A 23,720-nucleotide genomic window follows, 5' to 3' on the forward strand; every position below is an offset into this window, starting at 1 on the left:
AGGACTATATAAAACCGGCCAGCGTGGATGGGAGATATAAGTGCAGTATGATTTTAATTTCGCGGGTCTGCTACCTTACTGGCATACGTTTCTTGATGGGGCATTGCTGACGCTTGAGCTGACTTTGGCCTCGACGGTATTTGGTCTGGCTATCGGTATTTTTTGCTCGATCGGCAGTCGTAGCCGGTACCGCTGGGTAAACCGTGTTTGCGCTATCTATGTTGAGACGATTCGCAATACACCGTTTCTGGTGCAAATATTCATTTTCTATTTCGGGTTGTCCAGCATCGGGCTGCAGATGCCGGCGGCGGTGGCTGCGGTCATTGCCATGGTCATCAATGTGGGCGCCTATTCTTCGGAGATCATCCGCGCCGGCATGGACGCCATTCCCAAGGGGCAGATTGAGGCCGCCGAGTGTCTTGGGCTGTCCCGGCCTCGCATCTACTGGCACGTCATTATGCTTCCGGCCTTTGAGAAAGTGTATCCGGCCATTACGAGTCAGTTCATTCTGATGATGCTGATGTCGTCCATTACCTCACAGATATCCACCGAAGAGCTTACTGCGGTGGCCAATAATGTGCAGTCGGAAACGTTTCTCTCGCTGGAGTCCTACATCGTGGTTGCTGCCCTTTACTTGCTGCTGGCAGTCGTGCTGCGACTGCTTTTCTGGCTGGCCGAGCAACTGCTGTTTCGGCGCAAGCGTATCATTGCCCAGGCGCAGCGCCGCTCGGCCTCCATGGGCAATGCGGCCGCCAGCAAGCGAAAAGCTGTGTCGCGCAAATTGCCCGCCGTTACGATCAGAGGGTAACCATGGACTCATTTTCTTCTGTGCAATTGATGTATCTGTTCAAGGGCGTGGGCTGGACGCTGGTGTTGTCACTTATTTCCTTTGCACTTGGTTCTGTGGCAGGGTTCGCAGTCATGCTGGCACGCGTCTCGGTTCACAAACCGGTTCGGGTGATCACATCTGCATATATCCAGATTATTCAGGGCATTCCCTTGCTGGTCCTGCTCTTTATTGTCTATTTCGGAGTCGGTATTTTCGGCATCAACGTCGCGCCACTGGTGGCATCGGCCATCGCACTGATGATACATGTGAGCGCATTCCTGGGTGAGATTTGGCGTGGCAGCGTGCAGGCCATAGAGAAAACGCAATGGGAGGCGTCGGAGTGCCTGGGCCTGTCGCGCTGGCAATCGCTGCTCCTGGTGATCATTCCACAGGCATTGCGTATGTCATTGCCACCTTCGGTGGGCTATTTGGTGCAGGTCATCAAATTGACCTCACTCGCATCGGTTGTCGGCTTCGTGGAACTGACTCGCGCCGGCCAGATTATCAATAACTCGCTGTTCCAGCCATTTCTGGTTTTCGTGCTGGTGGGTGCCTTTTATTTCGTGCTCTGTTATCCATTGTCGCTATGGAGCAGGGCCATGGAGAGAAAACTGAATGTCGGCAATCGTTAATGTGCGGGATGTGCACAAGAAGTTCGGAGAGAACGAGGTGCTCAGGGGCGTGTCGTTTGAAATAGAACGAGGCCAGGTGGTGGCGATCATCGGGCAGAGCGGTTCGGGCAAAAGTACGGCGCTGCGCTGCATGGATCATCTGGAGACCATCAACAGCGGTTCCATCTCGGTCTGCGGGCATGAACTTGGTACGGGTACGGTCAACCTGCGCCAATTGCGCAAGGATGTTGGCATCGTGTTTCAGAGCTACAACCTGTTTCCGCACCTGACAGTCCAGCAAAACATCATGCTTGCGTTAAAGCATGTGCGCAAACTATCGCGTGAGGAGTGTAGCCGCAAGGCGCAGTACGTACTTGAAAAAGTGGGCCTGGCCGAAAAGGCAGAAAGCTATCCGGAACAGCTGTCGGGCGGGCAGCAGCAACGGGTAGCGATTGCCCGGTCGCTGGCCATGGAACCCAAAGTAATGCTGTTTGACGAAGTGACCTCCGCACTGGATCCGCAATTGACCGGTGAAGTGCTCCGGGTGATCGAAGATCTGGCCAAAGGCGGAATGACCATGGTGCTGGTCACACACGAAATGTCTTTCGCTCGCCGAATTGCCGACAAGGTGATTTATATGTATCAGGGCATGGTATGGGAAACCGGCGGCCCGGAAATCCTGACCAATCCACAAACTCGTGAGCTGCAGCAGTTTATCGGCACCGGGTTATAGCAGTTCATCGCAGTTCACTATATTTATAAAAGGTAGGACGACAAATGAAATTAATACAGACAATGAAAACACTTGGTCTCGGTCTGGGCCTGATGGGTGTTTGTGCGGCAAGCCATGCCGATGCCCTGGATACCATCAAGAAAAATGGCACGATACGTGTGGCCATTGCAATGGGTGTGCCCATGTTCAGCTATGCCAATGCCAGTATGGAACCCGAAGGTTCGGATGTGGACACGGCCAAACTGCTGGCCCAGGATCTCGGTGTCAAACTGGATCTGGTGCAAATTACCAACGCGGCGCGGGTTCCCAGCATTCAGACCGGCAAGGCAGACTTGACCGTATCGAGCCTGTCGATTACGCCTGAGCGCGCCAAAGTGGTGGATTTCACGGTCCCGTATGCTTCGCTGCAGACCATTGTTGCTGCGCCAAAGGATGTGCCGATCAAGAGCTATGCAGACCTCAAGGGCCTGCGCCTGGGCGTGACGCGTGCCACGGTCAATGACGCCGATGTGACCAAGAATGCGAAGGATGCCAATATTCGTCGTTTCGAAGATGACGCCACACTGGTGACCGCCGGTGTATCCGGGCAGGTTCAGGCGGTCTCTTCCCAGTGGCCTATCGTTGCGGAAATAAACAAAAAGCAGACCAGCAATCCCTTTGAGAGCAAATTCGTCCAGCATGAATTCATGCTGGGCATCGCCATGCCGAAAAACAATCCCGAACTCAAGGCATGGCTGGATAAGTGGATTCTTGAGAACCTGAAGAACGGCAAGCTTAATGATATTTATAAAAAATATCACAGCAATGAGCTTTCATCGCAAGTGGTCAATCAACAGTCTTGATATCTGATAGGGAATATGAAAAGGAGCCAATGGGCTCTTTTTTTATGCGGCATAAAAATCATGCTGCGTATTCATCTTATCCGCAGAACAGTACTGGTGAGACTAGGCTGATCGATGACGTCTTTCGTGGATGAGGGGTTTTACCGATATAGTGCCTGCCTATACACGCATCAGAATTTAATATTTGATTGTCTTACCATAATCCGGTCTACTCTTTCCTGATTATCAGTTTTTGCGCGTCAGGCGCATCGATATTACAGGAGACAACATGCCGCAAGCCACGAAATCCATATACATCAACGGCGTCTGGATAGAGTCAGAGAACGGGAAGCAGATTGATATGCTGGCACCCAGCAATGGAAAAAAAATCGGGGAAATATCGCGGGGCGACAAGGCTGATATCGATAAGGCGGTATTGGCTGCAAGAAGCGCATTCGAGGGTGTATGGGGGCAAATGACTGCAGTGGACCGAGGTAGATTGTTGTCCCGGCTTGGCGTAAAAATACTGGAAAACCTCGAACAATTGGCCTCGATCGAAGCGCAGGATACTGGCAAACCCATGACTCTGGCTCGCAACGACATCGCAGCGACAGCGCGATACTTCGAATATTATGGCGGGGCGGCAGACAAAATTCATGGTGAGACCATACCGTTTTTGAACGGTTATCAAGTGATGATTCTTCGTGAACCACGGGGAGTGGCCGGACACATCATTCCGTGGAATTATCCGGCACAGATGTATGGGCGAACAATTGCGTGTGCATTGGCGGCAGGTAACACAACAGTATTGAAGCCTGCCGAGGAGGCGTGTATGAGCATCATCAGGCTGACTGAACTTGCTCACGAAGTCGGTGTTCCGCCCGGCGTCATCAATCTCGTTACCGGTTTGGGTGAAGAGGCCGGAGCTGCACTGTCTGCACACAACGGCATCGACTTTATGTCGTTCACGGGCTCACCTGAGGTCGGCACGCTCATTCAGAAGGCGGCGGCAGAGAATCACGTGCCGTGTGTCCTGGAGTTGGGTGGAAAATCGCCGCAGATTGTATTTGACGACGCCAATGTTGATGAGGCCATTCGAGTAATCATTGCTGCGATTATTCAAAATACCGGGCAGACTTGCTCTGCGGGCAGTCGTGTGCTTGTGCAACGATCAATATTCGAAGAATTTGTGGATGCACTGGCAAAGCGTTTCAGGGCAATCAAGGTGGGCTCTCATGAGTCGGATCTGGACTGCGGTCCGGTAATCAGTCATGTCCAGTGTGAGCGCGTAAAAGGCTTTCTGGAAAGAGCGAAACAAAATGGTATCGAATTGATCGCCGAAGGCAGCCTGGATGCTACCGCGGTGGCATCCGGTTTTTACGTCACCCCCGCGCTACTGGGACCCGTTGATCCCGCAAATGAGTTGGCTCAGGACGAAGTCTTCGGACCGGTATTGGCCGCGATTCCATTTGATGATGAAGACGATGCCATCGCGATTGCAAACGGAACACAGTTTGGTCTGATCGCAGGCGTGTGGACTGAAAGCGGGGCGCGCCAGATCAGAATGGCCAAAAAACTACGCGTCGGTCAGGTGTATCTGAATGCCTATGGGGCCGGGGGCGGAATCGAACTGCCATTTGGTGGATTCAAGAAAAGCGGTCATGGGCGCGAAAAGGGATTTGAAGCACTTAAGGAATATACGGTATCAAAAACAGTCGTCATTAAGCACTGACCTGATTGACGTTGCGAGACATGTCGCATTTGATTCGGTAAGAGACAGGAAACAAGCTGTCCGGACGTTTGGCTGAGAATAATAATTTTCTGTATCTGTTTATGCATATACAGAAATATATGCGCATGTGAAAAATCTAATTAGGAGACAAAAATGCACAAGCTATCCAAGCGTAGCGCCATCATGCTACTGGTGGCCGGTTTCGCCCTGACGCTCTTGGCGGAGCAGTCGGTGAATGCAGCGCCTATTAAACTACGGCTTGCTCACGTTTTCGCCATTGGCAGTCCGGTCGATGAATCCAGTAAGCAGTTTGCCAATATCATTAAAGAAAAGACCAGTGGTGAAATAGAAATCTCGGTGTTTCCCAACAGCCAGCTTGGCGGAGACGAAGCGATTGCCCGCGATATATCTCGAGGGTCCCTGGATATCGCCTTTGTCAATCCCGGCTCTCTCTCGGGGCTGGATCCTTTGCTCGATATTCATTACCTTCCCTATATCGTGGCCGACTTTACGCAGGCCGACAAGATCTTTTATAACCCTGACGGCATTATCCAGCGGACGTTAAGAGAAACGTTGAAGAAACACAAAATGGAGTCGCTGGGTTTTTTCGAGCTTGAATTCCGTGCGTTGACCAATTCAAAGCATCCGGTCGAGACTGTTGCAGATCTCAAGGGCCTGAAAGTACGGGTGCCAGGCTCGGCCGGAATTCGTGGATTCTTTGACGAAGCTGGTGCGCAGGCAGTGACCATGCCGTTCCCGGAGCTATTTACAGCACTGCAACAGGGAACGGTAGATGGTCAGGACAACGGTGCAAGCATTACGCATAATTCACGTTTGTTCGAAGCGCAGAAGTTCATGACTGAACTCAATCACGTCTATGCAATGGGAGCGATTGTCTCCAGCCAGCGTGTCTGGAACAGACTTGACGATTCGCAAAAGGAACTCTTCCGGGAAACAGCAGCAAAGGTATCGGCTGAAGAAATCATGAAAAATCGGCAGATGAATGCGGAATACATGGAAAAAATCGCAGCCGGTGGCGTCAAAATACACAAGCTCACACCGCAGGCGCTGGCTCAGTTTAAAGCGCTAGGAGAAAAAGTATGGGAGAAGCTGACGCCGGTTTATGGTGAAAAGCGCATCAAGGCACTTCGGGCGGAAGTGCAGGCGCTGGCAAAAAAGTGAAGCAACAAGCAAGGAACACGAGGAGATGCTATGCAACAGGGAAGCAGACTGGCCGTGGGTATGGCATGGATTGAATGCAGGCTATATACAGTTGAGAAATTCTTATGTTCTTTAGGCCTGATGGTCATGCTCCTGACGATATTTCTAAGCGTTTGCGTAAGGTACTTCAACCTGCCGCTGCCAAACGTTTCCGAATGGGCGCTGGTCGCCATGTCGCCATTGACTTTTGTGGGAGCGGCAATGTGTACCAGGCTTGGGCAGCACATCGCGGTCGATTTCGTGAATCAGTCTCGCTCAGTGATGCTCAGAAAGTGTGCACATCTTCTTGTGTCCTTGTTGTTACTGTTGTTCTCCGGGATATACACCTGGCTCGCGTGGATGTTACTGGATGACGCAATATCGTCGGGAGAAACAATGATTGATTTGGGTACGCCAGTTGCTATTCCCATTTTTTGCTACTTTTTTGGCATGCTATTGATGTTGATCCACGCCTTATGTCAATTAACGCGGGCTGCGACATTCAGTGCCTTGCCCGAACTCGCAACTGCGGGAGTGGAGTGATGATTGTCTCTATTCTTCTGCTACTGCTTGTTGTCGGTACGCCTATTGGCATTGCATTCGCGCTGATCGCCATGGTCAATGCGGAGTCATGGAATATCGACCCGTTCACACTGGCGGCATTGCCCTATGATACGGTCAACTCATTTCCTTTGCTTGCCATTCCCCTATTTCTACTGGTAGGAGAACTGATGAATAGAGGTGGGCTTGTAGCCCAACTCATATCAGTATGTGATATTTTTTTAAACAAAGTCAGAGCGCCGCTTGGTCATATCATGATTTTTGCCAGTGCGCTGATGGGGGCTATCACCGGATCATCAGTGGCGACAGTAGCCGCTATCGGCAGTACGGTGGGCAGCGAAATGCGCAAGCGTGGATATCCCGTCGGATATATTGCTGCTCTGAATGCCGCTGCCGGTTTGCTCGGCGTTCTGATTCCACCTTCTATCCCATTGATTTTATACGGATCGATTGTGGGCGTTTCCATTACCAAGCTTTTTATGGCGTCCCTGATGCCGGGCCTGCTGACCATTGTCGTGTTCTGCATCATTCATTTGGCTTTGTCCCGGCGGGTATTAAAGGACGGACAGGAAACGAGGGCAGAAGATACGCTGACAGATATAGGTATCGGTCGAAAGCCCGTTCAGACCATTGTTCATGCCGTGCCGGCCCTGTTACTCCCCGTACTGGTGCTGGGCGGAATCTATTCAGGCATATTTACGCCAACAGAAGCCGCAGCAGTTGCAGGCGTCTATGCCATGGTTGTTACGGTGATATCGCGTAAAGCAGGCAAAGGAGACATGCGCAGAATATTTGAAAAAGCGGTTCTTGCCACGGCAGCCATTCTTGTCATCATTGCATTTACCAGCGTATTTAACCGAGCCATGGTGCTTGAACAAATACCGCAAAGTATCGCAGATTTCACGACGACATTCACCGGCAACCCATTCCTGTTTCTGCTTGTCGTCAATATCGCGCTTATCCTGGTCGGGATGTTTATGGAGACAAATGCTGCCACTTTGCTGATGGGCCCTTTGCTGGCGCCTGCGGCTATCCGGTTTGGTGTTGACCCTGTGCATTTCGGAATCATACTCGTTACCAATATTGAAATTGGCCTGCTTACGCCGCCATTGGCTGCAAATCTGTACGTAGCAGCAAGAACGAACAATGCCAGGCTGTCCGCAATGATGCGATATACCTGGTGGTTTCTGGGGGGAACATTGCTGATGCTTATGCTGATTACTTTTATTCCCCAACTGACCATGTGGCCCAATTATTTTAAGGTGAGCTGATTATGTCATACGTGATACCTGAGTATTCCCGCGCCGCTGTATTAAGAGCTTTCAAGACGCCGCTTAATATTGAAGATGTGCCTGTGCCGACCACCCTTGAGCCCGGTAGCGCTCTGGTGAAAATGGATGCCTGTTCGATATGTGGTACAGATGTTCATTTGTGGCAGGGGTCGCTGTCGCTGAAAGTGGATTTGCCGGTCATTATCGGCCATGAGATGGTCGGCACCATGGTCGCCTTTGGCGATGGCGCTCGCCAGGATTCGGTAGGCAATGCATTGAAGCCCGGTGATCGTGTCGTATACACGCATACATCTTGCGGTAGTTGCTTCTTCTGTACAACTGCTCGGTCTCCTACTTTGTGTATTAATCGAAAAGCCTATATGTACGAGACGATGGCAAAAGCGCCGTATCTGCTTGGCGGCTTTTCCGAGTATGGGTATATCATGCCGGAAGCAGGACGTCTAAAAGTGCCTGATAATGTGTCTAGTGAGCTGGCCAGCTTGTCAAGCTGCGCATTGCGATCGGTCATGAATGCCTTCTCGCAGGTGGGGCAGATTGAGCCATATCAGACAGTTGTGATACAGGGCGCCGGCCCATTGGGATTGCTGGCCGCTGCCAACGCAAAGGTACGTGGCGCCAAGGTGGTGATCGTAATCGGTTCGCCCGCTGCACGTCTAGAGCTGGCCCGGGAGTTCGGCGCCGATGTCTGTATTCCCGTTGAAGGTACCACAGATCAGGAAAGGCTTGATACCGTTCTCATGCATACGCAAGGGCGAGGGGCCGACATTGTGATGGAGTTTACGGGTGTGCCGGCGGCTTTCTCAGAAGGGCTGATGCTGTGCCGCAAGGGGGCGCGATATCTTGTTGTTGGTCAGTTGGGAGAAGGCAAAACGCAATTTCAACCGTCCATGATCGTCAAGAAAAATATCAACGTCATCGGCTCTTTCTCGGGCGACGCGCGCAGCTACTCCCTGGCGCTGCAATTCATGGATCGTCATATGCATAATTTTCCATTTGAGCGCATGATTACAGGCCGCTATACCCTGGACGCTGTCAATACCGCAATGGAAAGAATGAAGGGCTATCAGGAAATTAAACCTGTTATTACATTCTCTTGAAGGACCGGGATGATTCATCAATTCAATGAAAGTGAAAAGGGCCCCCTTGACGGCGTACGGGTTCTGGATTTGTCAAGATTGGTTGCCGGCAACATGCTCACCTTATTCCTTGCAGATTTTGGCGCAGACGTCATAAAAATAGAAAAGGACGGCAAAGGGGATGATTTGAGAAGCTGGAAGGAATCGGATGAACCGATTTACTGGAAAATCTACGGGCGCAACAAACGCTCCATGATTCTGGATCTTAAGTCGGAGCCGGGCAGGCAGGCGTTGAAGAAATTGGCCTCACACGCGGATATTCTGGTTGAAAATTTTGTTCCTGGCGGCCTGGAGAAAATGGGTCTTGGACCGCAAGTGTTACTCGAGGCAAATCCGAAATTGGTCATTGTCCGCGTGTCCGGTTGGGGCCAGACCGGCCCGTTTAGCCACAAGCCCGGTTTCGGAACGCTGGTAGAAGCGATGTCGGGGTTTTCCTATTTGAACGGTCACGCTGATAAGCCTCCGACCCTGCCGCCACTGGCCTTGGCAGACATGATTGCTGGCGTATATGGGGCCGCAGGCGTGTTGACTGCGCTGAGGGCAGCGGAAAAAGAAGGCATCGGGCAGGTTATCGATTTGTCGCTGTTCGAGCCTATTTTTTCTTTTATTTCCTCCGAGGCGCTTAAGTATCAGTTGTCAGGTGTGCCGACCATGCGTTCTGGAAACCAGTCGTCACATACGGCGCCGCGCAATGTGTATGAATGCAGCGATGGAAAATTCGTGGCGATGTCCGGCTCAATGCAATCGATGGCGCTGAGAATCCTGGACACTATCGGTCGCCCGGAACTGAAGGTGGACAAACGGTTTCATGATAATGACGCGCGGGTTGAACACAGAGATGAGCTGGATTTGATTATTGGTGACTTTATAAAGCAGAAAACTCAGCAGGAGAATCTGGCGCTGTTTGAGGCCGCGGGCGTCACAGTCGGACCGGTGTGCTCGGTTGCCGACCTGGTTGACAGCCATTATATCCAGAGGCGTGAAGTGATGGTTCAACTGCAAGACGATGACCTGGGTAGCATTACGACACATAATATAGTGCCGCGCTTGAACCGGACCCCAGGCCACTTTTTTCGAGCAGCGCCGTCTCTAGGTCAGCATACCAAGGAAATAATTAAGCAATTCGGATTGGAGAATATGCTATGAACGATAAACAGATTCGGTGGCGATCTTTGCTCTTTGTGCCGGCAACCAGCGACCGCTTTGTGCAGAGTGCCACAAAGCAGCGAGCCGATGCTCTGCAGATTGATCTGGAGGACAGTATCCCCCTGACTGACAAGGCGCAGGCACGAGCCAATGTGCATAACATTTCAGAGAAATTTGCCAATGCCGGCTTTGATGTTGTGGTTCGGATCAATCGCGGCTGGCGGCATGCTGTCCGGGATCTGGAGCACTCGGTTAACAAAAACGTGAAAGCAATCTGTCTGCCCAAAGTCCCGGACGCCGGATATGTGCAATCAATTTCCGAAGTCATAGGCGAACTCGAACAGGAAAGGGGGTTGGAACAGGGCGCGATCAGATTGATTACGATGATCGAAGACGCCCTGGGTCTGTCAAACATTAATGATATTGCCGCCGCTGACGCCAGGGTCTGCGCACTGATTGTTGGCGCCGAAGACCTCGCAGTGTCGCTGCAGTCGGATGTTTGCTCGGACGCGCTGTATGTTCCGAATATGCTGGCCGTCATTGCTTGCCGCAAGGCAGGAATTTTGCCCATTGGCTTTGTCGGCTCAATTGCTGACTTCAATGACGAAGAAGTGTTTCGAACTAAAATCCGGCAGGCGCGGTCGATGGGGTTTGAAGCATCCTTTTGTATTCATCCGAAGCAGGTTGACATTGTCAATGAAACATTCATGCCGGACGCCAATGAAATCTCTCATGCCCGAATTATTATGGAAGAATATGAAAAGCATGCCAGTCTGGGCAAGGGCGCTTTCACGGTAAACGGGCGTATGGTTGATCTGCCAGTACTTCTTCAGGCAAAAAACATCATGGATAAGGTACATATGTATAATAGAGCCGACTGCCCGTAACCGGAAATTTCCCCTCTCATGAATCTGCGTCAGCTTGCCTATTTCGTCGCCGTTGCAGAGCAGCGATCTATACAAAAGGCGTCGGCTGTTCTGCATATATCGCAGCCCTCTGTTAGTACGCAGATCAAGCTTCTTGAAGAGGAATTGCAGGCTCAGTTACTGGAGCGACGACAGAGCGGGACCGTTCTTACCCCAGAAGGGGAGCTGTTTCTGAGCTATGCAAGAACAGCGCTGGATGCGCTGGATGCCGCGAAAATCAGTCTGCGCGCTAAAACATCATCGGAAGTTGGCAAGGTGGTTGTCGGTATACCCGGCTCTCTGAGTACTGTACTGAGTCTGCCGCTGGTGAGGCAGGTACAGCTTGAGTGTCCCAATATTCGGCTCAAGCTCGTGTCTGGCCTGTCTGGCCATCTGGCAAAGTGGATTGAAGATGGGGACGTTGACTTCGGCCTGGTGCACGGCATTCCCCAAGAGAGCGGGCTGGATTTTGACTTTCTTATGCGCGAACATTTGTTTCTTGTGTCTTCGTTCGGAAACGCGAGCCTTCAATCGAAATGTACCGCAGAGGGTGACATTCCGTTTGCTCATTTGCATAATCTGCCGCTTGTGCTGCCAGGCAAAGAACACGGACTCAGACGCATCGTAGAAGAGCAGGCCCGACTTGTTGGCGTCAAGCTCTATATCCGAACGGAACTGGATGCCCATGAGTTGCTGGCCGAATGGGTAAAAGACACCGCCGACTGCGCCGTGTTGTCATTGGCTGCATTGAAGATGCATGGGGATATCAACGATTTTTTCATCGCTCGTATTGTCGATCCGGTTATTGAGCGTCGGGTATCAATTGCCTATGCAAGTAAAAGGCCACTGAGCAGGGCCAGCCGCAGAGTCGAGGGAATTTTGCGTAATTTGCTGTTGACCGAGATTAATAAAGGCTGGTGGAAGTATGCTACGTTGAACAGTTGAGCGTCGCTTGATCGCTTTGGGAACAATGGTCGGCACCTGACTGCTTTATCTGCAGCGGTGCCGGTTTTTTTACTCGTTAACGTGGATATTGTTATCCCTGATCAGTTTTGCAAATCGCTCAACTTCGGAATTGATCAACTGCTTAAGCGCTGCGGGGCCACGCTCCTCTTTTGGAGGAATGGGTGCGGCAAACGTCTCCATTTTTGCAATGACATCGTTGTTGCTAAAGGAGGCTTCAAGTGCCGCCGAAAGCTTATCGATAACTGCCGACGGCGTTCCTTTTGGGGCAACGATGGCATTCCAGACTTTCATGTCGAACGCCGGCACGCCTGCTTCCTTGAACGTGGGAACGTTGGGTAGTTGTTCGACCCGCTTGTCACCGGAGATGGCGATGGGCAGGATGCGCCCACCTTTGCTTGCCGGAATCATGGTTACAGTCTGGTCAATGACGGCGTCAAGAGTGCCGGCCATAAGATCTGCGATGGACGGTCCTGCACCCCGATAGGAGATTTGTTCAACGTTGCCGTTGGTCACGCTGTTGAAGTACACAGATGAAATATGGCCCGTCGAACCCGCTCCAGAATTGCCGAAATTAAGCTGCTTTTGAGAACCTTGTGATTTTTCCAATAATTGTTTCATGTTTTTTATACCGCTCTTCTGGCTGACCGATAGTACCATCGGTACGCTGGCGACAAGGCCGATTGGCTCCAGGTCGCGGCGGGGATCATAATTGGCTTTTGGGTAGAGAGTGCCAGCAATGGCGAAATTGCCCATATTGCCAAATGAAATAGTATAACCATCTGCGTTGGCGTGCATGAGTTTCTGCAGGCCGATGATGCCGCCGCCGCCACCGACGTTTTCGACAACGATGGTCTGGTCAAGCGCCTTGCCCATGGCGTCAGCGATAACACGTGCAAGTGCATCTGTGGATCCGCCAGGCGCATACGGAACAATCATGGAAATGGGTCTTGAAGGATAATCGTTTGCTTGGGCCACTGTTGGCAGTAATAATGAGGCTATGATTACAGCTGGTATTTTGTTCATGTCTCTTCAAGGCGTAGCGTTTGTATCGCATTGAAAAAACGCGTATGCCTTTCTCCTTTTAATGGATGGGTTTATCTGATATATTGAAATGCAGGTAAATCGGCGGAGGGTTATGGCTTACCGTCGCCCAGTTCGGTTTGGCTAAGGTTTTCCAATAGTTTTGCCAAGGCGGTATGATCCTGGCCTGGTCCGAGCAAGCCTGCTGCAGATGCCCACATTTCTCTGCAGAGCGCCGAAAAAGGAGCCGGCGTTGCTGATTCTGCCGCCAGCCCGGTTGCGATGGTCAGATCTTTGATCATCAGATCCAGTCCGAATCCAGAATCGAATTTTCGTGAGAGTACGAACTGTTTGAATTTCTTCTGCGTCGAATTATTCATTCCGGTGGAAGCGTTCAGAATATCGATCATGACCGAGGGGTCAAGACCAAATCGTTGCCCGATGAGCAGGGCTTCAACACCGATAAGGAATCCTCCCGCAGATACCAGGTTGTTCAGGGCCTTCATTGCATGGGCAGAGCCAACATCACCGGTATGCGAGATAGTCTTGCCCATCACAGACAGTATCGGGCGTACCCTCTGAATGATGTCATCCGCGCCGCCTGCCATAATGGCCAGTTCGCCGGTACGTGCGCGCGCCACGCCTCCCGATACAGGAGCATCAATGAGCGCTCCTCCGGCTTCCTGTGTCAATTTGGCCAAGCGCAGTGTCTGCGTGGGTATGCCGGAACTCATATCAATAATGACAGTATTCGGATTGAGTGCGGCAAGAACGCCATTGGCGCCGGTGAGGACTGTCTCAACGATGGCGCTGGTGGGAAGCATGGTGATAATAAAATTGCATTCCCGGGCCATCTCGTACCCGGTTGCCGCAACCGTGACACTGCTTAGCCGGGCTAACGGTTCTGTCAGTTGAGCGTTGGTATCCATAACAAGCAATGGGTAGCCCGCCTGCTGAAGCCGGGAGGCCATGGGATAGCCCATGCTGCCGACTCCGATAAATCCAATTTTCTGATCTGCCGGGTTCATTTTTTTTCCCCGTCCTGATCAAATTGGCCCGCCTCCTGCAGTACCTGATTGGCAACTTTGAAGGCATCCAGGCCCGCTGGAATACCGCAATAGACGGTGGCCTGTAGCAGGATCTCCTTTATTTCATCAACGGTCACGCCATTGTTGAGTGCGCCCTTTATATGAAGTTTGATTTCAGCCGGACGATTGAGTGCTGTAAGCATCGCCAGATTCAGCATGCTTCGCGTCTTGCGTTCGAGGCCCGGACGGTTCCACGCATATCCCCAGCACCATTCCGTTGTGATGTGCTGGAAGGCCATCATGAATTCGTTTGCACTGGCCAGTGAATTATCCACATATTCGGCACCGAGCACTGATCTGCGGGTAGCCAGCCCTTGCTTGAACAACGTATCCAGCGGATTATTTGCGTCTTCTGTCATTTGATTTTCTCCTGATGGTCAGCTCTACGGCCAGATTGAAATCGAGCCGTAGAAAAAATATAGTATGATTGTCATACAATAATACTATATGGTAGATGTCGTTTTTTGTAAATATAATTTTTTTCGGCATCAGCATTGCGGCTGGGCACGGTGGCCGCATGTCATGACCGAGCGTTTGTGATAGGATTTGCTAACTTTTTGAGGCTTGAGTCAGGTTATGACTACACCAATGGATTTGCATATACATCGGGAAAATACTACGTTGCGGCAACACGTCACAGAGCGTTTACGTGAAGCCGTGATTTCCGGTACGTTTACGGCAGGCCAAAAGCTGGTGGAAAAGGACCTGTGTGCGATGCTCGGAATCAGTCGGACGGTATTGCGTGAATCCCTGCAGCAACTAAATGCTGAAGGACTGATTACAAACATTCCCCATAGAGGGCCGGTAGTCGCGACCATTTCGCGCGAGGAAGTAAAAGATATTTACCAGGTGCGCCAGGCGCTGGAGGCACTGGCGGGCGAGGGTTTCGCCATTCATGCGACCGGGGCGCAAATACAGGCTTTGCAGGGCTGCCTGGAGCGTTTGAAGGCGATTGGCGAAGGTCGTTCTGCAGATTCCGTACTTGATATCAAGAATCTGTTTTATCGAATTTTGCTGGATGGCTGTGGGAACGAAGTCGTGAAAAATCTGTTAACCCAGTTGAACAATAGAATCATGATTCTGCGCCGTATCTCGTTGTCCGGCACAGAGCGCCTGCCGCACACCATTAAAGAGATTTCTGACATTGTGGATGCGGTGTCCATGAGAAACGCTAAATTGGCCAAGAAACTTTGTGCTCGCCATGTAGCCAATGCAGCAGAGGCGGCAATGAAACATTTGGATCTATAATTTGTCATGGCTTCGCCATGTCCTTGCAGACGGAAAATTCATCCCAAAACGCTTTTGCAAAGCGAACATTCTGCGACCAGGAAATATGCCATACTGACCGGGTTGAACCGCCAAACTTAAAGTCAATTAACGCAATCCTGACACTGTACTGATGAGTGCCAGGAGGAAACTCAGTGGTCGGCCTACAGGTCCTGAAGTATTTGGTGCGCGACGTCAATCCTCACGGTTCCCTGGGCGATCATGGCATTGGCCACTTGATGAATTTGCTGCCCGACCGCACCTGCCATCATCGCAACGTTTTGCGCATGTAGCGCCATATGTCCCTTCTGTATACCGGTGGTTGCCAGCGCTTTTAGCGCGGCAAAGTTTTGCGCCAGTCCGGTTGCGGCAATCACGCGCGCCAATTGCTGTGCAGTGTTGATGCCAAGTATTTGCAGATTGGTTTTTGCCATCGGGTGAAGTTTGGTTGCGCCGCCAACCAGGCCGACTGCCAGGGGAATCTCGATGCTGCCCACAAGGTCTCCGCTCGCATTGATTTCCCAATGCGTGAGACTGGCATAGCGTCCGTTACGCGCCGCATAGGCGTGAGCGCCGGCTTCAACAGCACGCGTGTCGTTGCCGGTAGCCAGCACGACTGCAGACACGCCATTCATAATGCCTTTGTTATGCGTTGCGGCGCGATACGGGTCAGACTCGGCGAAATGATAGGCACTTAAAATGCCGTCGCGTACTGCGGTGCCGCCGATTGCTTCACAAGTCCATGTAGCACGCGCCCGCGCCAGCCGCCTGTCAGCCAGGTTCGACAGAATCCTGAGATATACCTTGCCGCCGGTCCATTGCTCAATCAGAGGCGCCAGTTGCTCTGCCATGGTATTGACTGCATTGGCGCCCATGGCATCACGCGTATCGACGATCAGGTGTGTAATGACCATGGGGCCGCTGGCCGAATCAATGACGCGCACTTCAATATCCTGAAAACCACCGCCCAGGGAAAGCAGGACCGGGTCACAGTCGTCACATAGTTTTTTGATCTGTTCCTTTTTTTCCAGGATGGTGATTCTGCAAAAATGCGGATTGGTAATATTCACCAGTTGAATCTGCGCAATCATATGCGAGCCCGACATTGAGGTCGCGAATCCGCCGGTGTCATAACACTGCCGTGCCGCATTACACACGGCAGCGACAACCGACGATTCCTCTGTCGCCATCGGCACCAGGATGTCGTGGCCGTCAACTTTCATGTTCGTGGCAATACCCACCGGGATATTCATGGTGGTCACGACATTTTCGATGAGATGGTCGGCTGTCTCAGGAGGCAAATTGCCGGTGTTAAGCATGCCTGTGATCGCTGTTGAATCCAGATTGCATTTTGTTTTCAGAATATCCAGACGACCCTGTATTCCCAGTTTATGAAAGCCGGCAATTCGGGAGTTGAGTTCATGCATGGTATTTCGTTCCGTGTGAAAAAGAAAAAATCAGCGTCTGTCCATCAGGGACGGAAGCCAGGTGACAAGATCGGGGAAGGCTGCGCAAAATACGAGCGCGCACATTTGCAATAGCATGAAGGGGAGCACACCCCGGTATACCGTCCCCATGCCAAGGTGTGCGGGTAGCGGCCCCTTAATATAGAACAGGGTGTATCCGAACGGAGGGCTGATATAGCCAGTTTGTATCGTGATGGCATACAAAACGCCAAACCAGATTTCATCGAATCCGAGCAATTTGACGATAGGCAAAAAGACCGGCACCGTAAGCAGGATGATTCCGATTTCGTCCAGGACGGTGCCCAGAAAGATCAGAATCAGCATCATTGCCGCCAATATGACGTAAGGGTGAACCTGCATGTCGCGGATCAGATTCAGGAGGGTATCGGCGCCGCCCAGGCCGGTAAAAACAGAGACATAGGCCTTGGCGCCAATGGTAATCCACAGAATCATTGTGGTGGCTTTCGCAGTTTCAAATGTGGCGTGCCGAACGCCGGAAAAGTTCAGTTTCCGTTTAAACAAACCGATGGCAAATGCACCGGCCACGCCAACCGCAGCCGCTTCGGTGGGCGTGGCTATGCCGAAAAAGATTGATCCCAAGATCAATATGACTAGAATAAAAGGAAAGATAACGCCTTTTGTGCTTCGCAGCTTGGTCGACAAGGGCACGGGCTCGAGCTGGGAATGAGGAACGCGCTCGGGATGAGCATAGGCAATGTAAAGAATGTACAGGATATAGAAAGTCGCAAGGATCAACCCAGGTACGATGCCCGCGATCAGCATCTTGCCAATGGATACCTGTGCCGTGACGGCATAGACAATGGTCAGAATTGATGGTGGGATAAGAATGCCAAGTGTTCCCGAGGCGCAGATTGTTCCGGTAACCAGCTTTGGATCATATCCTCGCTTTAGCATTTGTGGCATAGCCAGCAACGCCATTGCAGTGACTGCGGCGCCTACAACCCCTGTCATTGCCGCCATCAACACGCAGATAAGGACGGTGCCTATGGCCAGTCCGCCACGCAAGCGGCCGAACCAGATCTCCATGACAGCGTATAGTTCTTCAATCACGCCAGTTCGCTGCAAGATGGCCGCCATAAAGATATATAGGGGAATCCCCAATAACGCTTCGGAGCGCATGGTATCGAAAATCTGCAATACCATGATGACAACTGCATTTGGGTCCCAGAGGGTTACCGTGATTAAAAGCGATAAGCCGCCAAGCACAAATGCAATCGGCAGGCCGGTAAGCATAAAGAGCGTCAACCCGGCAAACATAATAATTAGAATGATATTCGCGCTCATGACTGGGGGTCCTGTTCTTTATACAGAACGGTCAGCATTTCGGCAAAGCTTTGCAGCCCCAGCAATAAGACCGATATGGGGATGGCGAACTTGACCGGCCAGACGGGAGGGTTCCAGGCAGAAAACGAGGTTTCCTTGTAATCCCAGGCCTGCATCGCAGGCGAGAACGAATAGGAAAACAGGATGATGCTGAAAACAATAATGATCACATAGGCAAATAAATCCAGGAGGCGCTGATTTCTTTGTGACAGTTTATTTTTCAGCAAATCAAGATTGACGTGGCCGCGCAGGTGCAGCAAATAGGCGCCTCCAAGCAGGAAGTACGGCCCAAAAAGCAGCGTTGCCAGCTCCATCCCCCAGATGGTGGGAGCATTGAAAACATAGCGGCTGACAACTTCGTACAACATTGAAAATACGATCACAAAAATAAGCAGTGATGCAATATTGAAGAAGAACTTGTTGATACGTGTGATACCAAGAATAAAGGCGGACACAAAAGAAGGCATAGGCCAAACCCAAAAAAAGGCGCATCCCGAAACGGCGCCATATGGAAAATGAGCGTTCTATCTGACTGCAACCGTCATGACAGCAGACCGAGGTCTTTCATAAAGGCGATTTGGCTATCCATCATTTTTTTGGCAAGTGGATTGCCATTGGTTGCCGATTCCCAGGCTTTCATTGCCTGCACCCGGCCTTGCGCAAGCTCGTCTTCGCTTAGTGCTGTGACTTCGACGCCCTTGCTTTGGAAGGTTTTCAATGCCTGTGTGTCGGCCACGAGGATATGCTGACGCAATGCACCTGACACTTCCCTGGCCGTAGCCGCCAGTGCGGCTTTATGCGGTGCTGATAGTTTTTCGTATGCAGCGCGGTTGGCGATATAGCTGGTGGCTGTCGTGGGTTGATGCGGGCCGGGCATGATAATGTACTTGGCCACTTCGGCCAGACCCGCTTCAAGGTTGGCGGTCAGATCGCCACGATCAGCGAAATCAATGACGCCCTTGTCCAGCGCAGAGTAAACTTCGCTGGTTGCCAGTGTGGTGACTGACACTCCCAGGGCGCTCATAACGGTAGAAGCCAGTCCGACGAACCTCCCTTTTTTGTTTTTCATGTCTGCGAGCGACTTGATGGGGACGCGCGAATGAATGGGCTCTGGTCCATATACCGTAGGCGCCACATAATACAGGCCGGCGGGGGAATACGCTTCACGTGCCAGCGCAAGCCCGTCTTTTTCGTAGAACCAGGCTTCGTATTGGTCTGGTTCCGGAAATCCGAAAGGCACTGTGCTGGTAAAAGCCAGTCCGGGGATCTTGCCAGCCTCATAGCCATCAAACGTCTTCATCATCTGAAAGGCGCCGCCGCGCACCGCATCAAAGGCCTGGTTGGCAGGAACAAGCTGGCCTGCCGAGTAAAGTTGAATTTGGAATTTGCTGTCGGTTAACTCGGCAATACGTTTGACAAACATTTCTTCAAATTTTTGCGGCGTGGTACCGCCATCCCACAGCGATTGCATTTTCCACTTTACGATCTCCTGGGATCGTGCGATGGCAGGCACACCCAGGATACCGACACCGGCGACGGTTCCCGAAGCAAATGTTTTGAGCAGATTGCGGCGTTGGACTTTCATTCATGTCTCCTTTGGATTTTTTAAATATACCGGTACAGTATTGGGTACGGTTAAAACCTGTCCGGTTATCGATTTATCGCTATGATGCTGATTTATACGTGATTAAACAAGGTACAGTTATGAACAAATACGTAGATACTGTACCCGTATGTGTTTGGGTATGGTTATTGTGCACGGCACCATTTGTCGGGAGCGAAGATGAGTAAAGTCAACAGCATTGTCGAGCATATGCTTCTTGCGATACAGAATGGAAGCCTAAAAGGCGGACAGAAATTGATGTCTATCAGAGTTGCTCGTGAACACTTCAATGTGTCCAAAAACACGATGATCGATGTCTATGACCGTCTCGTCTCTTTGGGACATGTCACCGCCAGGCCCGGATCCGGCTACTATGTGAGCACGCTAAGCAGGAAGCAACATAAGAGCGGCGCTACGCATATATCTGAAGCAGTTGATGCAATATCATTGCTGCGAGAGCAATTGAACCAGACCTATCGGGTTCGTGTCGGGGACGGCCGGCCGCCATCGTCATGGATGAGCCAGTTCGACTTCGATATGCGATTGAAAATACCAAATGATAGTAAATATGGCTATGGCCATCCCATGGGCTTCGAGCCATTGCGCGAAGCGATCGCGCAAAACCTGATCGAGCGATCTATCCAGGCTTCGGCCGACCAGGTGCTGCTCACATATGGCGCCAACCACGCCATGGATTTAATTATTAAACAGTTTCTCTCCGCAGGGGATACGGTTCTTGTGGATAGTCCCGGGTACTATCCTTTATTTGCCAAACTCAAGCTGTACAAAATTAAAATGATTGGCGTCAGGCGCAGCGGTACGGGCCCCGATACCGAAGATCTGGAGGATAAGGCCAGACTGCATCGCGCAAAGCTGTTTTTCACACAAACGCTGGGCCACAATCCTACTGGTGGATGCGCAACCCTGGCCGCGCAATATCAGGTGCTGAAGCTGGCCGAAAAATATGATTTCAGGGTTGTCGAGAATGATGCGTTTGCAGACTTGTTGCCACCGGGTATGCCGCGTATGGCGGGGCTGGACCAGTTGGATCGCGTCTTGTATATAGGCACCTTTTCCAAGACGCTGTCGGCCAGCTTTCGAGTCGGCTATGTTGCTGGCAGACAGGCGCTGATTGATTCTCTTTGTAATATTAAGATGCTGACCGTTGTCACATCATCAGATTATCTTGAGCGATGGCTTTACAGTTTGATTGCCAACGGACAATATCTGAAGCACTTGCGACGGCTCAGGCCAATGGTTGAACAGGCGAGCGCTCAGGCGTTAAACAATTTTTCATCGTTGGGATTCCATGTTCCCTATCAGTCTGAAGGCACTTATTACATGTGGCTCGAATTGGCCAGCCACCTGGATGATATCGAAGTTGCTCGACAGGCGGCCGAAGAGGGCATATTCCTTGCACCGGGTACGGTGTTTTATCCGGAAAAAAAATCCAACCAAAAACCGGCGCTGCGAATTAACGTTGCTTATGCCAATGATCCTGATTTTCTGACCTTCCTCAGAAAATTGCGCGCAGGTGCTGTTGGAAACGAATAGAAACCCCTGGTCTAGTGTTAATGCGACGCCACTGATAGGCAGATACCGCCAGGCGTAAAGGGCGATGGGACATCGCTGGACGTGGAACGTGCTGTATATGACAAATTAAATGTCTGTTAAGAACATGCCATGCAAATTTTTCTACACATTTATTACAAGTGTCCTGTTTTAGTGCGCACATACAATGGTCGGGAAATATGGCATACTGATTACGCATTCTGCAAATTTTTAATCAAATAAAATCATAATTTCTTATTCTGTTTTCCGTTTCAACTGATCATTATTCACGTCCTGTTTTAAGGAGATACTAATGAAGTCAAGTTCGAAAAAATCGGTTTCCCGCCCCGCCAATGGGGCGAAAGACGAAGTTGGTAACGCCGGAGAACTACAACAACAAGCTGGTGGCACGCATCCGGCCATGACTACTCAGCAGGGTCTGACCATCAGTGATAATCAGAATTCATTGCGCGCAACCCCTCGCGGTCCGACATTGCTGGAAGACTTCGTGCTTAGGGAGAAAATCACGCATTTCGACCATGAACGTATTCCTGAGCGAATTGTTCATGCCCGAGGCACCGGTGCACACGGGTATTTTGAATTAACCCACTCACTGTCGAAATACACAACGGCAAAAATTCTTACCGAAAAAAATGTCCAGACACCGGTGTTCTGTCGATTCTCCACCGTGGCCGGCGGCAGTGGCTCGGTGGATACCCCCCGTGATGTGCGCGGTTTTGCCGTAAAGCTCTATACGCAGGAAGGCAACTGGGATTTGGTCGGCAATAACATCCCTGTATTTTTTATACAGGACGCCATGAAGTTTCCCGATTTAATTCACGCTGTCAAAATGGAACCGGATCGTGGCTTTCCCCAGGCGGCCAGTGCGCATGATACATTCTGGGACTTTATCTCGTTGATGCCAGAGTCCATGCACATGGTCATGTGGGCCATGAGCGATCGCGCAATTCCTCGCTCCCTGAGAATGATAGAAGGCTTTGGCATTCATAGCTTCCGTCTGGTGAATAAGGAAGGAAAAAGCACATTTGTGAAGTTTCACTGGCGTCCCAAAATCGGACTTCAGTCTACCGTGTGGGATGAGGCCGTCAAACTGGCAGGCGCCGATCCGGACTTTCACCGGCGCGACTTCTTTGAGGCGATTCAGAATGGTGCTTTTCCGGAGTGGGAGCTGGGTGTCCAGTTGTTTACCCAGGAAGAGGCTGATGCCTTCCCGTTCGATCATCTGGACTCAACCAAATTGATCCCCGAAGAGCTTGTGCCACTGAAGATGATCGGCCGGATGGTGTTAAATCGCTGGCCGGACAACTTTTTTGCCGAAACCGAGCAGGTCGCATTCTGTCCCGCCAATATCGTACCCGGTATTGATTTTTCCGATGACCCACTATTGCAGGGACGACTGTTTTCCTATCTGGATACGCAATTATCACGGCTGGGTGGATCCAATTTTTCCCAAATTCCGGTTAATGCCCCCAAATGTCCTTTCCAGAATACGCAACGCGACGGGCATATGCAAATGCAGCCACAGAAGGGAAGAACGGCATATGACCCGCAAAGCCTGGATCCCCATGCGACGCGCGCCAGCATCAAAACGGGCTTTCACAGCGCTGCAGTGCAAACAGAAGGCGCCAAATCCCGTATTCGTGCGGAAAGCTTCGCCGATCATTACAGTCAGGCACGGATGTTTTATCGCAGTCAGTCCGACATTGAGCAGGCACATCTGGCTTCGGCGCTGGTTTTTGAGCTGTCCAAGGTCGAGACCGAGCATGTGCGCCTGGCAGTCGTCAGTCAACTGCGTACGGTAGACGAGAGTCTGGCAAAACGTGTTGCGGACGGGCTTGGACTCAAATCGTTGCCGGCAGCCGTCAAGCCCGTGGTGCCCGTCCAGGACCTGGCTTTGTCTCCTGCCTTGCGCATTATTGATCGAATGAAAGATACGCTGGAAGGGCGAAGCATCGGAATATTGATTGCCGACGGGTCCAACAACGAGAGCATCAACGCAATGAAGAGCGCGCTGGAGAAGGCAGGTGCGGCGGTGAAACTGGTTGCGCAAAAACGCGGCGTGACGCTCAAGGACGGCAGCTACGTGACAGCCGATGGGCAATTGGCGGGTACGCCATCAATCGTGTTTGATGGGGTGGTCAGTATTTTGCCGATGGCCGAAGCGGAAAAGCTGGTTCATGAGGCGGCCGCAGTAGACTGGTTCCGCGATGCCTTTGGGCATTTGAAAGCCATTGCCGCGTGCAAGGGAACGCACAAGATTCTGGAGGCGGCCGGCATCAAGCCTGATGCGGGGGTGGTCGCACCGGAAGACATCAAGGCGTTTATCAAGCTGGCAAAAACACGGCAGTGGAAGCGGGAACCAACGTTGCGGACATTGGCCTGACTGTTTGACCCGTGCGTAAGAACAACGAGACCACGGGCCGTGTAAC

At 51.4% G+C, this 23,720-nt stretch carries 22 protein-coding genes; 15 read left to right on the top strand and 7 right to left on the bottom strand.

Annotation, left to right across the window (positions count from 1 at the left end; genetic code table 11):
• The first annotated feature begins 40 nt into the window (after positions 1 to 40).
• The 12 genes from CAP48_RS06190 (at position 41) to CAP48_RS06245 (ending at position 11,911) form a co-directional block, all read left to right on the top strand.
• Positions 41 to 808 carry an amino acid ABC transporter permease gene (locus tag CAP48_RS06190; RefSeq protein ID WP_100695137.1) on the top strand — a complete coding sequence of 256 codons (768 nt, stop codon included), beginning with the start codon at positions 41 to 43 and terminating at the stop codon, positions 806 to 808.
• 2 nt (positions 809 to 810) lie between these two features.
• Positions 811 to 1,461, top strand: a complete 651-nt coding sequence (locus CAP48_RS06195) for an amino acid ABC transporter permease (protein WP_197707243.1) — start codon at positions 811 to 813, stop codon at positions 1,459 to 1,461.
• Positions 1,445 to 2,173, top strand: a complete 729-nt coding sequence (locus tag CAP48_RS06200; RefSeq protein ID WP_100695138.1) for an amino acid ABC transporter ATP-binding protein — start codon at positions 1,445 to 1,447, stop codon at positions 2,171 to 2,173. The genes CAP48_RS06195 and CAP48_RS06200 overlap by 17 nt, the downstream gene beginning before the upstream one ends.
• A 44-nt stretch (positions 2,174 to 2,217) precedes the next feature.
• Positions 2,218 to 3,015, top strand: coding sequence for a transporter substrate-binding domain-containing protein (locus CAP48_RS06205; protein WP_100695139.1), 798 nt, complete (start codon positions 2,218 to 2,220; stop codon positions 3,013 to 3,015).
• A 268-nt stretch (positions 3,016 to 3,283) separates the two neighbouring features.
• Positions 3,284 to 4,726, top strand: coding sequence for an aldehyde dehydrogenase family protein (locus tag CAP48_RS06210; RefSeq protein ID WP_100695140.1), 1,443 nt, complete (start codon positions 3,284 to 3,286; stop codon positions 4,724 to 4,726).
• A 153-nt stretch (positions 4,727 to 4,879) separates the two neighbouring features.
• Positions 4,880 to 5,908: a TRAP transporter substrate-binding protein gene (locus CAP48_RS06215; RefSeq protein WP_242444348.1), complete on the top strand. Its 1,029-nt coding sequence runs from the start codon at positions 4,880 to 4,882 to the stop codon at positions 5,906 to 5,908.
• Between the two features lie 30 nt (positions 5,909 to 5,938).
• Positions 5,939 to 6,469, top strand: coding sequence for a TRAP transporter small permease (locus CAP48_RS06220; protein ID WP_100695141.1), 531 nt, complete (start codon positions 5,939 to 5,941; stop codon positions 6,467 to 6,469).
• Positions 6,469 to 7,758: a TRAP transporter large permease gene (locus tag CAP48_RS06225; protein ID WP_100695142.1), complete on the top strand. Its 1,290-nt coding sequence runs from the start codon at positions 6,469 to 6,471 to the stop codon at positions 7,756 to 7,758. Before CAP48_RS06220 ends, CAP48_RS06225 begins: the two co-directional genes overlap by 1 nt.
• A 2-nt stretch (positions 7,759 to 7,760) precedes the next feature.
• Positions 7,761 to 8,876 carry a zinc-binding dehydrogenase gene (locus CAP48_RS06230; protein WP_100695143.1) on the top strand — a complete coding sequence of 372 codons (1,116 nt, stop codon included), beginning with the start codon at positions 7,761 to 7,763 and terminating at the stop codon, positions 8,874 to 8,876.
• A 9-nt stretch (positions 8,877 to 8,885) separates the two neighbouring features.
• Positions 8,886 to 10,061, top strand: a complete 1,176-nt coding sequence (locus CAP48_RS06235; RefSeq protein WP_100695144.1) for a CaiB/BaiF CoA-transferase family protein — start codon at positions 8,886 to 8,888, stop codon at positions 10,059 to 10,061.
• Positions 10,058 to 10,948 carry a CoA ester lyase gene (locus CAP48_RS06240; RefSeq protein WP_100695145.1) on the top strand — a complete coding sequence of 297 codons (891 nt, stop codon included), beginning with the start codon at positions 10,058 to 10,060 and terminating at the stop codon, positions 10,946 to 10,948. The genes CAP48_RS06235 and CAP48_RS06240 overlap by 4 nt, the downstream gene beginning before the upstream one ends.
• An 18-nt stretch (positions 10,949 to 10,966) precedes the next feature.
• Entirely contained in the window at positions 10,967 to 11,911 is a 945-nt protein-coding gene (locus CAP48_RS06245) for a LysR family transcriptional regulator (RefSeq protein ID WP_100695146.1), read from the top strand.
• A gap of 69 nt (positions 11,912 to 11,980) precedes the next feature.
• Here CAP48_RS06245 and CAP48_RS06250 read toward each other — a convergent pair whose 3' ends face one another.
• The 3 genes from CAP48_RS06250 to CAP48_RS06260 form a co-directional block, all read right to left on the bottom strand.
• Positions 11,981 to 12,955 (bottom strand): tripartite tricarboxylate transporter substrate binding protein, encoded by a 975-nt coding sequence (locus tag CAP48_RS06250; protein WP_100695147.1) that lies wholly within the window; start codon positions 12,953 to 12,955, stop codon positions 11,981 to 11,983.
• Between the two features lie 110 nt (positions 12,956 to 13,065).
• Positions 13,066 to 13,980 (bottom strand): NAD(P)-dependent oxidoreductase, encoded by a 915-nt coding sequence (locus CAP48_RS06255; RefSeq protein WP_100695148.1) that lies wholly within the window; start codon positions 13,978 to 13,980, stop codon positions 13,066 to 13,068.
• Positions 13,977 to 14,399, bottom strand: coding sequence for a carboxymuconolactone decarboxylase family protein (locus tag CAP48_RS06260; protein ID WP_192871296.1), 423 nt, complete (start codon positions 14,397 to 14,399; stop codon positions 13,977 to 13,979). Before CAP48_RS06260 ends, CAP48_RS06255 begins: the two co-directional genes overlap by 4 nt.
• Positions 14,400 to 14,616: 217 nt before the next feature.
• Between CAP48_RS06260 and CAP48_RS06265 the strand changes: the two genes are divergently transcribed.
• Positions 14,617 to 15,288, top strand: a complete 672-nt coding sequence (locus CAP48_RS06265) for a GntR family transcriptional regulator (RefSeq protein WP_242444349.1) — start codon at positions 14,617 to 14,619, stop codon at positions 15,286 to 15,288.
• Between the two features lie 182 nt (positions 15,289 to 15,470).
• Here the strand turns inward: CAP48_RS06265 and CAP48_RS06270 are convergent, their stop codons facing one another.
• The 4 genes from CAP48_RS06270 to dctP form a co-directional block, all read right to left on the bottom strand.
• Positions 15,471 to 16,733: a hydroxymethylglutaryl-CoA reductase, degradative gene (locus CAP48_RS06270; protein WP_100695150.1), complete on the bottom strand. Its 1,263-nt coding sequence runs from the start codon at positions 16,731 to 16,733 to the stop codon at positions 15,471 to 15,473.
• Positions 16,734 to 16,763: 30 nt separating this feature from the next.
• Positions 16,764 to 18,077: a TRAP transporter large permease subunit gene (locus CAP48_RS06275; protein WP_100695151.1), complete on the bottom strand. Its 1,314-nt coding sequence runs from the start codon at positions 18,075 to 18,077 to the stop codon at positions 16,764 to 16,766.
• Complete coding sequence (locus tag CAP48_RS06280; RefSeq protein WP_100695152.1) at positions 18,074 to 18,583, bottom strand: TRAP transporter small permease subunit; 510 nt, start codon at positions 18,581 to 18,583, stop codon at positions 18,074 to 18,076. The genes CAP48_RS06275 and CAP48_RS06280 overlap by 4 nt, the downstream gene beginning before the upstream one ends.
• 74 nt (positions 18,584 to 18,657) lie before the next feature.
• Entirely contained in the window at positions 18,658 to 19,701 is a 1,044-nt protein-coding gene (gene dctP, locus CAP48_RS06285) for a TRAP transporter substrate-binding protein DctP (protein WP_100695153.1), read from the bottom strand.
• Between the two features lie 198 nt (positions 19,702 to 19,899).
• Here dctP and CAP48_RS06290 point away from each other — a divergent pair, with 198 nt between their 5' ends.
• Positions 19,900 to 21,273, top strand: a complete 1,374-nt coding sequence (locus CAP48_RS06290) for a PLP-dependent aminotransferase family protein (protein ID WP_100695154.1) — start codon at positions 19,900 to 19,902, stop codon at positions 21,271 to 21,273.
• Between the two features lie 310 nt (positions 21,274 to 21,583).
• Positions 21,584 to 23,674: a catalase gene (locus tag CAP48_RS06295; protein WP_100695155.1), complete on the top strand. Its 2,091-nt coding sequence runs from the start codon at positions 21,584 to 21,586 to the stop codon at positions 23,672 to 23,674.
• Positions 23,675 to 23,720: the final 46 nt, after the last annotated feature.

This window comes from Advenella sp. S44 (assembly GCF_002810445.1).
GTDB lineage: Bacteria > Pseudomonadota > Gammaproteobacteria > Burkholderiales > Burkholderiaceae_B > Advenella.

Excerpts from the sequence above, each read along its gene's own strand:
- dctP (WP_100695153.1), bottom strand. The coding sequence starts at position 19,701 with ATGAAAGTCCAACGCCGCAATCTGCTCAAAACATTTGCTTCGGGAACC.
- CAP48_RS06295 (WP_100695155.1), top strand. The coding sequence starts at position 21,584 with ATGAAGTCAAGTTCGAAAAAATCGGTTTCCCGCCCCGCCAATGGGGCG.
- CAP48_RS06235 (WP_100695144.1), top strand. The coding sequence starts at position 8,886 with ATGATTCATCAATTCAATGAAAGTGAAAAGGGCCCCCTTGACGGCGTA.
- CAP48_RS06250 (WP_100695147.1), bottom strand. The coding sequence starts at position 12,955 with ATGAACAAAATACCAGCTGTAATCATAGCCTCATTATTACTGCCAACA.
- CAP48_RS06230 (WP_100695143.1), top strand. The coding sequence starts at position 7,761 with ATGTCATACGTGATACCTGAGTATTCCCGCGCCGCTGTATTAAGAGCT.
- CAP48_RS06255 (WP_100695148.1), bottom strand. The coding sequence starts at position 13,980 with ATGAACCCGGCAGATCAGAAAATTGGATTTATCGGAGTCGGCAGCATG.
- CAP48_RS06195 (WP_197707243.1), top strand. The coding sequence starts at position 811 with ATGGACTCATTTTCTTCTGTGCAATTGATGTATCTGTTCAAGGGCGTG.
- CAP48_RS06200 (WP_100695138.1), top strand. The coding sequence starts at position 1,445 with ATGTCGGCAATCGTTAATGTGCGGGATGTGCACAAGAAGTTCGGAGAG.
- CAP48_RS06245 (WP_100695146.1), top strand. The coding sequence starts at position 10,967 with ATGAATCTGCGTCAGCTTGCCTATTTCGTCGCCGTTGCAGAGCAGCGA.
- CAP48_RS06220 (WP_100695141.1), top strand. The coding sequence starts at position 5,939 with ATGCAACAGGGAAGCAGACTGGCCGTGGGTATGGCATGGATTGAATGC.
- CAP48_RS06210 (WP_100695140.1), top strand. The coding sequence starts at position 3,284 with ATGCCGCAAGCCACGAAATCCATATACATCAACGGCGTCTGGATAGAG.
- CAP48_RS06290 (WP_100695154.1), top strand. The coding sequence starts at position 19,900 with ATGAGTAAAGTCAACAGCATTGTCGAGCATATGCTTCTTGCGATACAG.
- CAP48_RS06205 (WP_100695139.1), top strand. The coding sequence starts at position 2,218 with ATGAAATTAATACAGACAATGAAAACACTTGGTCTCGGTCTGGGCCTG.
- CAP48_RS06275 (WP_100695151.1), bottom strand. The coding sequence starts at position 18,077 with ATGAGCGCGAATATCATTCTAATTATTATGTTTGCCGGGTTGACGCTC.
- CAP48_RS06265 (WP_242444349.1), top strand. The coding sequence starts at position 14,617 with ATGACTACACCAATGGATTTGCATATACATCGGGAAAATACTACGTTG.
- CAP48_RS06260 (WP_192871296.1), bottom strand. The coding sequence starts at position 14,399 with ATGACAGAAGACGCAAATAATCCGCTGGATACGTTGTTCAAGCAAGGG.
- CAP48_RS06280 (WP_100695152.1), bottom strand. The coding sequence starts at position 18,583 with ATGCCTTCTTTTGTGTCCGCCTTTATTCTTGGTATCACACGTATCAAC.
- CAP48_RS06215 (WP_242444348.1), top strand. The coding sequence starts at position 4,880 with ATGCACAAGCTATCCAAGCGTAGCGCCATCATGCTACTGGTGGCCGGT.
- CAP48_RS06240 (WP_100695145.1), top strand. The coding sequence starts at position 10,058 with ATGAACGATAAACAGATTCGGTGGCGATCTTTGCTCTTTGTGCCGGCA.
- CAP48_RS06225 (WP_100695142.1), top strand. The coding sequence starts at position 6,469 with ATGATTGTCTCTATTCTTCTGCTACTGCTTGTTGTCGGTACGCCTATT.
- CAP48_RS06270 (WP_100695150.1), bottom strand. The coding sequence starts at position 16,733 with ATGCATGAACTCAACTCCCGAATTGCCGGCTTTCATAAACTGGGAATA.